Genomic DNA, 13,486 nt, shown 5'->3' with positions numbered 1-13,486 from the left:
ACCAGAAATTATTTTGCGGCTAATGCGGCCGCTTCTTTCTTCTGCTGCTGACGCAGGCGCAGTTTCTTAATCAGTTTATGCGCTTCCGCTTCGCTGGCCACTGCCGGTGCGGAACCGGAAAGGGGTTTACGTGCCGTTTCACGCATGGTGAAGACAGTCAGCACGCCAATCGCACCCGCACCCATCAGGTAATAGGCTGGCATCAGCAGGTTATGCGTGGTATCCACCAGCCAGGTGGTAATCAGCGGCGTAGTGCCCCCAAACAGCGACACGGAAAGGTTGAAGCCGATCGCCAGCGCGCTGTAACGGATATCGGTCGCAAACAGTGCAGGCAGCGTAGCGGGCATGGTTCCGCTAAAGCAGGTATGCAGCACGCCCAGAATAATCAGGCCGAGGAACACCAGCAGCATATTTCCCGAACCAATCAGCATCAGGCAAGGTACCGCCAGTACGATCAGGCCAATCGCTCCGCCAAGAATAACCGGACGGCGACCCAGACGGTCGGTCCAGTGTCCTGAAAACAGCGTCAGCGGCATCATCACAAACATCACCACCAGAACCAGCAGCAGGCTGCTCATCTCGCTAAGACCTAAAATACCGGTCAGGTAGCTTGGCATGTAAGAGGTCAGCATGTAGTTGGAAACGTTAAACAGCAGCACCAGGCCGATACATTTCAGCATCTGCGCGCGGTATTTGCTTAACATTTGCAGCAGCGTCAGGCGCGGCTTGCTGTGCTCCAGCGCGTCCTGTTTTTCCATATGTTTTTGGAAAGCTGGCGTTTCTTCCAGTTTTAAACGGACGTAGAGACCAAACAGCCCCAGCGGTGCGGCAATGAAGAAGGGAACACGCCAGCCCCAGTCCAGCAGCGTTTCCGCCGGCATTGCCGCCGTCATAATGGTGACTAACCCGGCGCCCAGCAGATAACCGCCCAGCGTACCGAACTCCAGGAAGCTGCCCATAAAGCCGCGACGGTTATCAGTGGAATATTCGGCAATAAAGGTTGCCGCACCGCCGTATTCACCACCGGTTGAGAAGCCCTGTACCAGACGCGCCACCAGCAGCAGAATCGGCGCCAGAATACCGATGCTGTCGTAGCTGGGGATAAGACCAATACAGAAGGTCCCGATCGACATCATAATCATGGTAATCGCCAGCACTTTTTGGCGGCCGATCTTATCACCCAACGGGCCAAAGACCAGGCCGCCAACCGGACGAACCAGGAAGGCGGCAGCAAAAGCGCCAAAGGTCGCCAGCAGCTGAGCCGCCGCGTTGCCGCCCGGGAAAAAGACTTTACCCAGCGTAACGGCTAAATAGCTGTAAACACCAAAGTCGAACCACTCCATGGCGTTGCCCAGCGCGGCCGCGCCAACGGCACGCTTCAGCATGTCTTTATCAACGATGGTGATATCTTCGAAAGCCAGCTCTTTCGGCTTTTTTTGCCAGAAATGCTTCTTTGGCTTTTGTTCGGATTGAGCGCTCATGCAGTCCCCTTAGTGACAGAATGAATAGAGCAGCATCATAGCTTTCGTTGCCGGTGTAGCGCGTAATCGAGAGAAGGGAATGAAAGCTATAAAGCAGCGAAAAATCGGAAGTAAAACGCGTAATGACGTCTCTTTACGGTAATTTACTCTATACGACGTTCTTTGCTTTTTCAAGTTTGTGACAGGAATCGCTGTAATTGGGCGTTTCTTGTGAGTTATGTGCTAATTGATGAAGGCGGATCGATTTTAAAACGATTGAGAGAGCAGGCAGCCTGCGTGGCACGCGATGTGGTGCAAGGTTTTAGCGCTAATCAGGAGAGGCTCTGCCCTGCCAGCAGATGACTGACAGAACAGAGCAGAACGCTTTTGGGCCAGCAGTCTGGCCCTGAAAATCAGTTATCCGGCCCAGGGATTTTCAGCGTCATATTCAGTAAACCACGGGACTTATTGAATATTTTATTACCATTTTCACGACCCGCACGGCGCGCGCGCTGCTCTTCCGGGCTAAGCGCTAACTCTTCCATACAGATTGGGCTGCAACAGTTATGGTATTTCTCCGCACAGCTTTGACACTGAATAAATAACAGATGGCAGCCGTCGTTCAGGCAGTTCACGTGCGTGTCGCAAGCGGTACCGCACTGGTGACACTGTGCAATCACATCATCAGAGATACGTTCGCCCATACGCTCATCAAAGACAAAGTTTTTGCCCTTAAAGCGAACCGGCAACCCTTGCTCACGTGCGCGACGGGCATACTCAATGATGCCGCCTTCCACGTGCCAGACGTTTTCAAAACCATTGTGACGCATCCAGGCGCTGGCTTTTTCGCAGCGAATTCCCCCGGTGCAATACATCACGATCTTTTTGTCTTTACTGTCTTGCAGCATATCAACCGCCATTGGCAGCTGATCGCGGAAGGTGTCAGCCGGGATCTCCAGCGCCTGGTCAAAATGGCCCACTTCATATTCGTAGTGGTTACGCATATCAACAAAGATCGCTTCCGGATCGTCCAGCATGGCGTTGACTTCATCCGCTTTCAGATAGCCGCCCACGTCGCTGGCATCAAAGCTTTCATCAGTGATGCCGTCGGCAACGATACGCTCACGCACTTTCAGACGCAGCACCCAGAAGGATTTACCGTCATCATCCAGCGCAATGTTCATACGCAGGTTGTCCAGTGCCGGATCGAAAGCATACAGCATCGCTTTCATCGCTTCGTACTGGCTGGCCGGCACGCTGATTTGCGCGTTAATACCTTCGTGAGCAACGTAAACGCGCCCAAACACTTTCAGACGGGTAAACGCCAGGTAAAGCGCATCGCGAAAGGCCTTAGGATCGTTAATGGTGAAATACTTATAGAAAGAGACTGTGGTACGCGGTTCGGTCTCGGCCAACATCCGCGCCTTCAGTTCTTCATTGGATACAAGGTTATGTAACACTGGCATGGTGTACGTTCCTGCGTTCAAGAGAGAAATTTTGCGGGCGCTATCATACCCGAAAAGCATACGCGGACCAACGACATAAACAAATCCCGCCTATAGTTAGCTTTTTGCATGTCGTAATGATTCACACCGGAGAGCAACTATGAGTCAACTTTTCAGCCCAATCCAACTGGGTAAGCTAACGCTGAAAAACCGCATCGCCATTGCGCCAATGTGCCAGTATTCTGCCGATCATGGTAAAGCGACCGCGTGGCATCGTATCCATTTGGGGCATCTGGCCCTCTCTGGCGCTGGCCTGCTGATTGTGGAAGCCGCCGCTGTTGAAGCGGCCGGGCGGATAACCCCGCAGGATTTAGGGCTGTGGAACGACGAAACCGAACAGGCACTGGGTGACGTATTAAAAGACGTCCGCCACTATTCCAAAATGCCCGTTGGAATTCAGCTGGCGCATGCTGGCCGTAAAGCCTCAACCGATGTGCCATGGCAGGGCGGCGGATTTTTGCAGCCTGAACAGGGTGGCTGGCAAACCTCGGCGCCTTCTGCCGTGCCGTTTAACGACGGCGACAATGCGCCGCTGGCGTTAACCACCGCGCGCATTGAAGAGATCAAACAGCAGTTTATTGACAGTGCGATTCGGGCCGATCGTCTGGGTCTGGATCTGATTGAGGTTCACGCCGCACATGGCTATTTGCTGCATCAGTTCCTCTCGCCGCTTTCTAATAAGCGTGAAGACCAGTATGGCGGTTCGCTGGAAAACCGTCTGCGTCTGACGCTGGAGATTTTCCGCGAGGTTCGCCGGGTCTTCCCGGCAAACAAACCGGTTGGCGTGCGTATTTCGGCAACGGATTGGGTTGAAGGCGGCTGGGATCTGGAGCAGTCGATCGCCTTAAGCAAAGCCCTTGAGAAGGAAGGCTGCGCTTATATTCACGTTTCCAGCGGCGGCCTGTCGCCAGAGCAGAAAATAGCCGTCGGCCCTAACTATCAGGTGCCTTTTGCAGCCGGAATTAAAAAAGCCGTCGCCATTCCGGTGATTGCCGTGGGTCTGATTACCGAACCTGAACAGGCAGAAGCGGTGCTGGTGGAACAGCAGGCGGATATGGTCGCCCTGGCGCGCGGTATGCTCTACGATCCACGCTGGCCGTGGCATGCCGCGGCAAAACTGGGGGCCAAAGTCGATGCACCAGAGCAATACTGGCGCTGCGAGCCTCACGAAGTAAAAGGTTTATTTAACGCGTAAAGTACCCTGCCGACGCCAGCAATCCTTTTGTTGGCGTCATAAACCGTCTGAAAGACAACGCATTATTTCAGTTAGCCGCTAAAAATGGCACAATAGGCCATAAATTATAAATTCGGGGCAGCATAATGGTGCCCTTTTTTTACGGTCTGGAAACTTATGACTCAGCTGCCTCAATTTACGCGTGCATTGTTGCATCCCCGTTATTGGTTTACCTGGTTAGGTATTGGCTTACTTTACCTGCTGGTTCTGTTGCCTTATCCGTTACTTTATCGGCTGGGCTGCGGGCTGGGCCGCTTATCGATGCGGTTTATTCGCAGTCGCGTTGAAATTGCCCGCCGCAATCTGGAACTATGCTTTCCTGACATGCCGGAAGCAGAGCGCGAAGCGATGGTAGTACGTAATTTTGAATCCGTCGGCATGGGATTGATTGAGACCGGCATGGCCTGGTTCTGGCCCGACTGGCGGATCAGCAAGTGGTTCCACGTGAGCGGCCTGGAGCATATTGATAAGGCGCATCAGGAAGGGAAAGGCGTACTGCTGATCGGGATGCATTTTCTGACGCTGGAACTGGGCGCGCGAATTTTCGGCATCCACAATCCCGGTATCGGCGTTTACCGTCCGAACGATAATGCTCTGCTCGACTGGCTGCAAACCTGGGGCCGGATGCGATCTAACAAAAGCATGCTGGATCGCAAAGATCTAAAAGGGATGATCCGCGCGCTGAAAAACGGCGATATTATCTGGTATGCGCCGGATCATGATTACGGTCCTAAAAGTAGCGTGTTCGTGCCCTTTTTTGGAGTTGAAAAAGCCGCGTCGACCAAAGGCAGTTACCTGCTGATCCGCAGTGGACAGCCTGCGGTGATCCCTTTTGTTCCGCGTCGCTTACCGCATGGCCGGGGCTATGAGATGGTTATCCTGCCCGCCGAAGAAGCCGTGCCGCTGGATGATGAAGCCGCTACCGCCGCCCGGATGAATAAAGTGGTGGAGAACGGCGTGCTGATGGCACCCGAGCAATACATGTGGCTGCATCGCCGCTTTAAGACCCGCCCTTCTGGCGAACCTTCACTCTATTAATCGACTTTTTGGCAGGCTGCCAGCGGCCTGCCGGAAAGCTAAACCTCCCGTCAATACCCTGCTTTTTCTCTGTTATTTTCTGTTCAGTGGATTATTAAAAGCGCATAATTAGTGTGCTAACAATAACCTTCCAGAGAGGTCACGCAGCTATTTATGGCGATTTCTGACGTTGCTCCCTCCTCCGTTAACTGGCAAAAAAATCTGTTCGTCGCCTGGTGCGGCTGTTTTCTGACGGGTATGGCCTTCAGCCTGGTGATGCCTTTCCTGCCGCTGTATGTCGAGCAGCTTGGCGTAACCGATCCGCAGTCGCTCAATATCTGGTCCGGGCTGGTTTTCAGCATTACTTTTCTTTTTTCGGCTATCGCTTCTCCTTTCTGGGGCGGGCTGGCCGATCGTAAAGGCAGAAAAGTGATGCTGCTTCGCTCGGCGCTGGGCATGGCGATTGTGATGGTGCTGATGGGAATGGCGACCTCGATTTGGCAGTTTCTCGCCCTGCGTGCGCTGCTTGGGCTGCTCGGTGGCTTTGTGCCGAATGCAAATGCGCTGATCGCCACCCAGGTGCCCCGCAAACGAAGCGGCTGGGCGCTGGGCTGGTTGTCCACCGGGGCGGTCAGCGGTGCGTTAATCGGACCGTTAATCGGCGGCCTGCTGGCCGACAGTTTTGGCCTGCGCCCGGTGTTTTTTATCACTGCCGCCGTGCTGTTTATCTGCTTTATCATGACGCTGTTTGCTATCCGCGAAGAGTTTGTGCCGGTGCTGAAAAAAGACATGCTGCATGCCCGACAGGTTTTTACCTCGCTGAAGAAGCCTAAACTGGTGCTGTCGCTGTTCGTGACCACGCTGATTATTCAGGTTGCTACCGGTTCGATTGCGCCAATTCTGACGCTGTACGTCCGCGATCTGGCGGGGAATATTCAGAATTTGGCTTTTGTGAGCGGTTTGATTGCTTCCGTGCCCGGCGTCGCGGCTTTAATTTGCGCACCCCGACTGGGAAAATTGGGGGATCGCATTGGCCCGGATCGGATCCTGATAGCGATGCTGGTGTTTTCTGTTCTGCTGCTGATCCCAATGTCGCTGGTGCAGAATCCTTTCCAGCTTGGCATCTTGAGATTTCTGTTGGGAGCGGCTGACGGTGCTTTGCTGCCAGCGGTGCAAACGCTATTGATTTATAACGCCAGCAATCAGGTTGCCGGGCGTATCTTCAGCTATAACCAGTCTTTTCGCGATATCGGTAATGTCACCGGCCCGCTGATGGGCGCCGTGGTTTCGGCGCACTGGGGATTTCGTGCGGTATTTGTGGTGACGGCGCTGGTGGTGCTGTTCAACGCCGTTTATTCCTGGCGGACGCTGCGTCGCCGCCCTTCTCATTCCACTGTCGAGCTATAGGTCGTTAAGGAAAGCAGTGACCGAGCCGGTTACCTCGCTGATACGGGCTTCGCAACGGCGATAATAGGTCCATTTACCGACCTTGCTGGCTTCAAGCAGCCCGGCTTCCTGTAGAACTTTCAGGCAAAGCGACGTGGCGGGCTGTGACAGCCCCGCCTTGTCCTGAATGAGGCTGGCACAGACGCCATAGAGCTCGAAATCATACAGCTGGCTGTAGCTTGCAAAAGCCTGCGCCGGGTTTTTGAGCCAGTGTAATACTGCCATACGTGTTGGGTTAGCCAACAACTTCATGGCATTTTCAGGTGTCATGCAGCCTCACAGAATCATTTATAAAAAGGATAGTCAGTATATCCTTTACGGGTTCCGCCATACAGAGAAGAGGCATCAACGCTGTTTAGCGGATAATCGTGCAGGAAACGCGCTGGCAGATCCGGGTTAGCGATAAACGTTCGGCCAAAACCAAACAGATCTCCCCAGCCATTTTCCAGCACGCGCTCTGCTTTTTCACGGGTGTAGCGGCCGGAATACATAATCGGCCCGGTGAAAGCCTCACGAAGCGCAATGCGGAAGCTTTCCGGCAGATCCGGGCTGTTATCCCAGTCTGCTTCGGCAATTGACAGATAGCCAATCGCCATCTCATTCAGCATTTTTGCCGCTGTGATATAGGTCGTATGCGGATCGCTTTCCACCAGTCCCAGGTAAACACGTTCTTCGTCAGTGCTGGAGAACAGCGGTGCAAAACGCACGCCGACCCGCTGACTGCCAAAGACCGAACTGACTGCGGCAATGATTTCCCGTAAAAAACGCAGGCGATTTTCCAGCGAGCCGCCGTATTCATCCGTGCGGAAATTGCTGTGTTCAGAGATAAACTGATTGATCAGATAGCCATTGGCGGAATGCAGTTCCACGCCGTCAAAACCGGCTTCTTTCGCATTTTCCGCCGCTTTACGATACAGCTCTACAATCTCTTTCACTTCAGCGGTGCTCAGCTCACGCGGCTCACTCGGCGCGGTCAGAATGCCTGCGCCCGGCCCGGTTTCAATAAACACGCGCACACCCTCAGCGGCAACGGCTGAAGGCGCAACCGGCGGCTGGTTGCCCGGCTGTAAGGCGGTGTGCGATACGCGTCCAACATGCCACAGCTGACAGAAAAGCACGCCGCCCTGCTGATGAACCGCCTCGGTCACGTTTCTCCATCCGCTGATTTGTTCTGCGCTGTGGATGCCGGGCGTCCAGGCGTATCCCTGCCCACGTGGTTCAATCTGCGTACCTTCGGTAATCATAAAGCCCGCACTGGCGCGCTGACGATAATACTCCACCATCATCTCGCCTGGGATATTGCCCGGCTGTTCGCTGCGGCAGCGGGTTAACGGTGGCAATGCAATACGGTTACGCAGCGTCAGGCCGCCTAGTTGCATCGGGGTAAAAAGCGTTTTACTGGTCATAGCGTTGAGTTTCCTGGTGAGATAAGGCGCCCATTATATTTAAACATTTAAATGTGTAAATGCTTTTTTATGTTGCACTGTTGTTATTTAAAGGTTTTTAGCGGCGATTTTTCCCGGCGCTCTTCATCGCGCTTTCAGATCAAATTTTATTCAGAAACTGTTTAAAGTTATTTCACCATTCGCCGATAAATATTTCACTGACGGTGACGGGCATCCGGGCGCCGTAATCGACCCAAGTCAATCTTGAAGGAAACAACTATGTCCGTTATCAATACCAACATCATGTCCCTGACCACTCAGAACAACCTGAACAAATCCCAGGCTTCTCTGAGCACCGCGATCGAACGTCTTTCTTCTGGTCTGCGTATCAACAGCGCAAAAGATGATGCTGCGGGCGAAGCTATCGCTAACCGCATGAATTCTCAGATTAAAGGTCTGACTCAGGCAGCACGTAACGCCAACGACGGTATCTCTCTGACTCAGACGGCTGAAGGGTCAATGAACGAGATCAACACCAACTTACAGCGTATTCGTGAACTGACCGTGCAGGCGAAAAACGGCACCAACAGCGCTGACGACATCGACTCAATCCAGAAAGAAGTTGACGCACGTCTGTCTGAAATCAACCGTATCGGCGCGGCAAGCACCTTTAACGGCACGGCAATCTTCAACACCACCGGCAGCGTAAAAATCCAGGTTGGCGCTAACGATTCTACCGACGCTAACGTGATCAGCATCGACCTGTCAGGCGCAGGCTTCCAGGCTTCTGGCCTGGGCGCTACCTTCAGCGTGACCGGCGGCAACCTCTCTGACCTCGATGCGCGTATCAAAGACGTGGATACTTCACGTAGTGCCCTGGGTGCGATTCAGAACCGTTTTGAATCTACCATTAACAACCTGAACACCTCTGTGACCAACCTGACCGCGTCTCAGTCACGTATTCAGGATGCTGACTACGCAACGGAAGTGTCTAACATGTCCAAAGCGCAGATCCTTCAGCAGGCCGGTACCTCCGTGCTGTCAAAAGCTAACCAGGTTCCACAGGGCGTGCTGTCTCTGCTGCAGTAAGTCTTTCTGGTTTACCTCAGAACGCAAAACCCCGGCTTCGGCCGGGGTTTTCTTTTTTAAGCAGGGAACGTGAGAACGCAGCGCTGCCTGAATGACATAACAAAAACCGAAACCCATTTTAATGTGAATTAACTCACAAATACGCGAATAGCTTATTCATGCCAGCCGCTGCGACCAACGCGATGCAGCTCACAAAATTAAATCCTAAAAGAAACAACACGTTACAAACGTTATCACTAAAACCCCGCTAAAATAAGACGATCTACTTCACATAATTAAGCGATATATAACGCTGTCAAGCCATGTGGCAATCCTATTTCGTTGCAAAATTGTGACCAGGTTCGAAAAATTTAATTCGGGCATCATTAACATCAAATCTACAAACAACAAAAATAATTATTCGGGAGCCAGCCATGAAAATAGGATTAGTCATTAGTGGTGGTGACGTTAGCGGCATGAATAATTTTATCTTTCAGATAAACAGGATGACCGATTCTGAAATCGTCATATTTGATGGCGGTATTTCCGGGCTTATTAACAACACGGCAAAAGAGATATCACGGCGGGATCTGGTGGATTTATCGATCTCTTCGGTTCCGCTTATTGCGTCAGGAAGAAAAGAAGAGAAATGCAGGAAATCGGATTACGAAAAGATCATAAAAAACATCCGGCAAAAAAAGATTGATTGTCTGGTCATGGGCGGCGGTGATGGCTCATTCCAGTTTTTAAAGGTGCTCAGCGAATATGGTATCAACTGTTACGGAATAGGCATGACCATTGATAATGATATTACCGGCAGTAGCTACAGTATTGGATTTTCGACTGCCTGCGAACAGGTGATTAGTGAAGTGGCAAAGTTACGTAATACCGGCCGCGGACTACCGGGGCGTGTATTTATGGTGGAGTTACTTGGCGGCTATTGCGGCGAACTCACCTTGCAGGCGGCCTTAAAAAGCAATGCGGATATCGCGCTTATTCCTGAAGCAGTTTGGGATATCGATGAGCTGGCAACAAAAATCCGCACAAAGATCGACCAGCAGAATAGCGTCATTATTCTCTGTTCAGAAGGCTATACCAAAGAATATACCCCTGGATTTCAGGGCGCTATTGATACCATGATTGGTAAAATTGAGCACAAGATTGGTATCAGAATTAGAAAAACAATCATGGGCTATGGATTGAGAAACGGCACCCCTACCGGAGAGGAAATTATACAGGGCGCGATTCTGGCCGAAGAAGTCGTCAGATGCATAAACAGCGGCCTGACTAATAAAATCATTGTTATAAATAACAACAATAAAGCCATACCTGTCGATCTTAATAATTCCGACAAACGTTTGGTAGATAAAGAAAGCAACTTTTATAAACTGGCTAAAGCCAACAATCTTATCTGAGGTAATACCATGCTTAAAGTACTCTGCGTATGTGGCTGCGGCCTCGGCTCAAGCTTTGCTATCGAAATGAGCGCCAAATCTGTTTTGCAAAAACTGTCTATCGATGCAGATATCGATCATACGACAGTATCCGAAGCGTCATCATTCAAATATGACATTATTCTTACTCAAAAAATATTTGCTGACATTCTTAACTCCGATGCCAGCGATGACGAAAAGAAGCGCGTTATTATCTTAAACAAACTGACCGACAAGAAAGAACTTGAAGAAAAAATCCTGGCTTATTTAGGCTCAAAATAAAAAGTGAGGTCACCCGTGGACGCTATTATTCATTTTATTGTGAAAGATTTTTTAGGCCAGGCTTCAATTCTCATCGCGCTGATCGCCATGCTTGGCCTTATCTTACAGAAAAAGTCGGTTGGGAAAACGCTGGAGGGGACGTTTAAAACCCTGCTGGGTTTCCTGATCATGATGGCGGGTATCAATATCATTGTTGAATCACTCACCTTCCTTAATGATATTTTCACCCACGGTTTTGGTATGAAGGGCTACATTACCGACGTTGCTGCCATTGCTGGCGTAGCGAACCGCGAGCTGGGATCGGAAGTGGCGCTGACGCTACTGGTGATATTTGCCGTCAACATCATCATTGCGCGCATTACGCCGTTCAAATATATCTTCCTCACCGGCCAGGCGCTGCTGTGGATGGCCACCATTGGTACCGTTATCGGCTATAAAGCGGGGCTAACCGGCATGACGCTGATCCTGACCGGGGGGATATTCGGCGGCATCATGGCGGTGCTGATGCCGGCTATTGCCCAACCCATCGTACGGAAAATTACCGATTCCGATGATGTCGCCTTGGGTCACTTCTGCACAATTGGCTATCTGGTTCAGGCCGCCGTCGCGCGCGCCATTGGGAAAAACTCCCGCTCGACGGAAGATCTGGAGCTACCTGATAACTTTAAGTTTTTGCAGGACACCTATCTGTCGATGGCGGTGGTAATGATACCGATGTATCTCATTCCTGCCATTTTTGCCGGGCCGGGCTACATTGCCCAGTTCGCCGGAGAAACAAACTACATCATGTATGCATTTATGCAGTCGATGCAGTTTGTCGCCGGGGTATTTGTGCTCTACAGCGGCGTGCGCTTGCTGCTTAATGAGCTGGTGCCGGCTTTCAGAGGCATTGCCATGCGTCTGGTGCCCAACGCCATACCGGCGCTGGATTGCCCGGTGTTGTTTCCCTATGCCCCCAATGCGGTCATTGTTGGTTTTCTTGCCACCACGGTAGGGTCGATTATCGGCATGATTGTTTTCCCAATGTTTGGGCTGGCAATGATCCTGCCAGGCTTGCTCACCAACTTCTTCGCGGGCGGGACGGCCGGCGTATTTGGTAATGCGATGGGCGGCAGAAAAGGCGCCATTATTGGCGGTATCGTTCATGGCCTGTTTATCACGTTATTACCGGCGATCCTGGTGCCGCTACTTGAAACCTTCGGCTTTAAAGGCGTCACATTTAGCGATTCTGACGTTATCAGCACCGGATTAATTTTAGGTCACGCCTTCCAGAATGACTGGCCGTTTGTGATTGGTTTTATCCTGTTCGTTACGCTGATTATTTGGTTCTCAAGCCGCAAGCTGGTTAAACAACCTGATTAATGTCCTGTATTAGCCTGAACAGACGCGGAGGCTTTATGTTTGCAAAATTGAAAAATATGTTTATTTCATCTGAGCCACAACATCAAAATGAAAATCATGAAGCGGCGGAAAAGATTAAGCAGGAAATATCCCTGTTGGAAAGCTCGCTATCAAAAGCGCCCTCGGATAATGACACCCAAAAAAAATTGATGATTAAATATAACCAGGCGGTGAAAACTTATGCCGCCAGTCCGGTATACCGTCATCACGTAGATGACATCTTTGTAAAAATGGACGAGCTGAGAAATACCATCCGTAAAAATATATGAGGTACTATGAGCATTCGACAGTTCCTTTCACAGAATCAATATATTCAAATTGGAATGCATATTGATTGCTGGAGCAAGATAATCGAAACAGCCGCCAGACCCTTAATAGAAGGAGGTTTTGTCACCGCTGACTATCCACAGGCCGTTATTGATAACACCAATAAGTATGGCGCGTATTATGTTTTTGATGAAGGGATTGCTATTCCTCATGCCAGGCCGGAATGTGGCGTGCTTAAAAATGGTTTTAGCATGGTCACGCTGGATCAACCTGTCTCTATCAAAGGCAGTGAGCCTGTCGACATTATTGTCATGTTCGGCGGCGTAGACAGCGATTCGCACATTACGGAAGGGATTGCTTCGATTGTGGAATTACTCGATCAGGAAGAAACACTCACGCGGATCAGACAAGCGAAAACAATTGATGAAATCCTTGGGTTATTATGAAAAAACTGATTTTAGTCAATGGCATTCCAGCCTCAGGAAAAAGCCGTGTCGCCCGTTTGCTGGCTGACCACTTTAATGCACCTGTTCTGAGTATTGATGAAATTAAAGAGCCATTTATGGTTCAGTTCGCCGATGTTATTGACAGACCCTTAAATCGAAAGCTGGGTTATGCCGCTTACGAGGCAATGTTTAATATCGTTAAGGCCGCGCCGGAAAAGAGTTTATTTATTATGGATGCCTGGTTTGGCTTTCGTGATAAGTCCATTTTGGCGGATTATCTTTCTCTGAGCGGCTGCCAACATCACGTTGAAGTATGGAATAAAATTTCGCCTGAGCAGGTTGCCCAACGCTATAAGTCACGCTGTTCCTGTCGCGTTAAAGGTCATCCTGGCGAAGAGTATATACCTGAATTAATGCAGCTGGCAGAGCGAGCCTGCCCGATGCAGCTCGGCGACGTTTATACCCTATTACAGGATCGGGAAATTAACCGCGCCGGGCTTATTTCCTGGATCAATCAACAACTGAACTGCAACTAATTTTTC

General features: G+C 50.9%; 14 protein-coding genes. 10 read left to right on the top strand and 4 right to left on the bottom strand.

Annotated features, from left to right (window positions below):
- Positions 1 to 8 precede the first annotated feature (8 nt).
- The gene (proP, locus tag EHV07_RS08255) at positions 9 to 1,481 is read right to left on the bottom strand and encodes a glycine betaine/L-proline transporter ProP (protein ID WP_147196842.1); all 1,473 of its coding nucleotides are present in this window, start codon (positions 1,479 to 1,481) and stop codon (positions 9 to 11) included.
- A 392-nt stretch (positions 1,482 to 1,873) separates the two neighbouring features.
- Positions 1,874 to 2,926 carry a rhodanese-related sulfurtransferase gene (locus EHV07_RS08250; protein ID WP_147196840.1) on the bottom strand — a complete coding sequence of 351 codons (1,053 nt, stop codon included), beginning with the start codon at positions 2,924 to 2,926 and terminating at the stop codon, positions 1,874 to 1,876.
- 139 nt (positions 2,927 to 3,065) lie between these two features.
- Here EHV07_RS08250 and EHV07_RS08245 point away from each other — a divergent pair, with 139 nt between their 5' ends.
- The 3 genes from EHV07_RS08245 to mdtG all read left to right on the top strand — a co-directional run bounded on the left by EHV07_RS08245 (position 3,066) and on the right by mdtG (position 6,623).
- Positions 3,066 to 4,160 carry an NADH:flavin oxidoreductase/NADH oxidase gene (locus EHV07_RS08245; RefSeq protein WP_147196838.1) on the top strand — a complete coding sequence of 365 codons (1,095 nt, stop codon included), beginning with the start codon at positions 3,066 to 3,068 and terminating at the stop codon, positions 4,158 to 4,160.
- 156 nt (positions 4,161 to 4,316) lie between these two features.
- Positions 4,317 to 5,237, top strand: coding sequence for a Kdo(2)-lipid IV(A) acyltransferase (locus EHV07_RS08240; protein WP_147196836.1), 921 nt, complete (start codon positions 4,317 to 4,319; stop codon positions 5,235 to 5,237).
- A gap of 153 nt (positions 5,238 to 5,390) precedes the next feature.
- Positions 5,391 to 6,623, top strand: a complete 1,233-nt coding sequence (gene mdtG, locus EHV07_RS08235) for a multidrug efflux MFS transporter MdtG (protein WP_147196834.1) — start codon at positions 5,391 to 5,393, stop codon at positions 6,621 to 6,623.
- Here mdtG and EHV07_RS08230 read toward each other — a convergent pair.
- Together EHV07_RS08230 and EHV07_RS08225 are read right to left on the bottom strand one after the other, a co-directional pair.
- Positions 6,618 to 6,932, bottom strand: coding sequence for a helix-turn-helix transcriptional regulator (locus EHV07_RS08230; protein ID WP_147196832.1), 315 nt, complete (start codon positions 6,930 to 6,932; stop codon positions 6,618 to 6,620). The two genes, mdtG and EHV07_RS08230, sit on opposite strands and share 6 nt — an antisense overlap.
- 14 nt (positions 6,933 to 6,946) lie before the next feature.
- On the bottom strand, positions 6,947 to 8,068 hold the full coding sequence (locus tag EHV07_RS08225) for an alkene reductase (RefSeq protein WP_147196829.1): 1,122 nt from the start codon (positions 8,066 to 8,068) through the stop codon (positions 6,947 to 6,949).
- A 258-nt stretch (positions 8,069 to 8,326) separates the two neighbouring features.
- On the opposite strand from EHV07_RS08225, the gene EHV07_RS08220 reads away from it, so the two are divergent.
- The 7 genes from EHV07_RS08220 to EHV07_RS08190 all read left to right on the top strand — a co-directional run bounded on the left by EHV07_RS08220 (position 8,327) and on the right by EHV07_RS08190 (position 13,480).
- A complete protein-coding gene (locus tag EHV07_RS08220; protein WP_147196827.1) occupies positions 8,327 to 9,136 on the top strand; it encodes a flagellin in 810 nt (269 codons plus the stop codon).
- A gap of 413 nt (positions 9,137 to 9,549) precedes the next feature.
- The gene (locus EHV07_RS08215; protein ID WP_147196825.1) at positions 9,550 to 10,530 is read left to right on the top strand and encodes a 6-phosphofructokinase; all 981 of its coding nucleotides are present in this window, start codon (positions 9,550 to 9,552) and stop codon (positions 10,528 to 10,530) included.
- 9 nt (positions 10,531 to 10,539) lie between these two features.
- On the top strand, positions 10,540 to 10,830 hold the full coding sequence (locus EHV07_RS08210) for a PTS sugar transporter subunit IIB (RefSeq protein ID WP_147196823.1): 291 nt from the start codon (positions 10,540 to 10,542) through the stop codon (positions 10,828 to 10,830).
- 15 nt (positions 10,831 to 10,845) lie between these two features.
- Positions 10,846 to 12,192, top strand: coding sequence for a PTS sugar transporter subunit IIC (locus EHV07_RS08205; protein WP_147196821.1), 1,347 nt, complete (start codon positions 10,846 to 10,848; stop codon positions 12,190 to 12,192).
- A 35-nt stretch (positions 12,193 to 12,227) separates the two neighbouring features.
- On the top strand, positions 12,228 to 12,500 hold the full coding sequence (locus EHV07_RS08200; protein WP_254446322.1) for a hypothetical protein: 273 nt from the start codon (positions 12,228 to 12,230) through the stop codon (positions 12,498 to 12,500).
- Between the two features lie 6 nt (positions 12,501 to 12,506).
- Positions 12,507 to 12,944 carry a PTS sugar transporter subunit IIA gene (locus tag EHV07_RS08195; RefSeq protein WP_147196819.1) on the top strand — a complete coding sequence of 146 codons (438 nt, stop codon included), beginning with the start codon at positions 12,507 to 12,509 and terminating at the stop codon, positions 12,942 to 12,944.
- Entirely contained in the window at positions 12,941 to 13,480 is a 540-nt protein-coding gene (locus EHV07_RS08190) for an ATP-binding protein (protein ID WP_147196817.1), read from the top strand. Before EHV07_RS08195 ends, EHV07_RS08190 begins: the two co-directional genes overlap by 4 nt.
- The last annotated feature ends 6 nt before the right edge of the window (positions 13,481 to 13,486 follow it).

This window comes from Pantoea sp. CCBC3-3-1 (assembly GCF_007981265.1).
GTDB lineage: Bacteria > Pseudomonadota > Gammaproteobacteria > Enterobacterales > Enterobacteriaceae > Erwinia.
Note: the sequence above shows the minus strand (reverse complement) of the source record. Positions and strands in the feature narration are given on the sequence as shown.

Excerpts from the sequence above, each read along its gene's own strand:
- proP (WP_147196842.1), bottom strand. The coding sequence starts at position 1,481 with ATGAGCGCTCAATCCGAACAAAAGCCAAAGAAGCATTTCTGGCAAAAA.
- EHV07_RS08250 (WP_147196840.1), bottom strand. The coding sequence starts at position 2,926 with ATGCCAGTGTTACATAACCTTGTATCCAATGAAGAACTGAAGGCGCGG.
- EHV07_RS08245 (WP_147196838.1), top strand. The coding sequence starts at position 3,066 with ATGAGTCAACTTTTCAGCCCAATCCAACTGGGTAAGCTAACGCTGAAA.
- EHV07_RS08240 (WP_147196836.1), top strand. The coding sequence starts at position 4,317 with ATGACTCAGCTGCCTCAATTTACGCGTGCATTGTTGCATCCCCGTTAT.
- mdtG (WP_147196834.1), top strand. The coding sequence starts at position 5,391 with ATGGCGATTTCTGACGTTGCTCCCTCCTCCGTTAACTGGCAAAAAAAT.
- EHV07_RS08230 (WP_147196832.1), bottom strand. The coding sequence starts at position 6,932 with ATGACACCTGAAAATGCCATGAAGTTGTTGGCTAACCCAACACGTATG.
- EHV07_RS08225 (WP_147196829.1), bottom strand. The coding sequence starts at position 8,068 with ATGACCAGTAAAACGCTTTTTACCCCGATGCAACTAGGCGGCCTGACG.
- EHV07_RS08220 (WP_147196827.1), top strand. The coding sequence starts at position 8,327 with ATGTCCGTTATCAATACCAACATCATGTCCCTGACCACTCAGAACAAC.
- EHV07_RS08215 (WP_147196825.1), top strand. The coding sequence starts at position 9,550 with ATGAAAATAGGATTAGTCATTAGTGGTGGTGACGTTAGCGGCATGAAT.
- EHV07_RS08210 (WP_147196823.1), top strand. The coding sequence starts at position 10,540 with ATGCTTAAAGTACTCTGCGTATGTGGCTGCGGCCTCGGCTCAAGCTTT.
- EHV07_RS08200 (WP_254446322.1), top strand. The coding sequence starts at position 12,228 with ATGTTTGCAAAATTGAAAAATATGTTTATTTCATCTGAGCCACAACAT.
- EHV07_RS08195 (WP_147196819.1), top strand. The coding sequence starts at position 12,507 with ATGAGCATTCGACAGTTCCTTTCACAGAATCAATATATTCAAATTGGA.
- EHV07_RS08190 (WP_147196817.1), top strand. The coding sequence starts at position 12,941 with ATGAAAAAACTGATTTTAGTCAATGGCATTCCAGCCTCAGGAAAAAGC.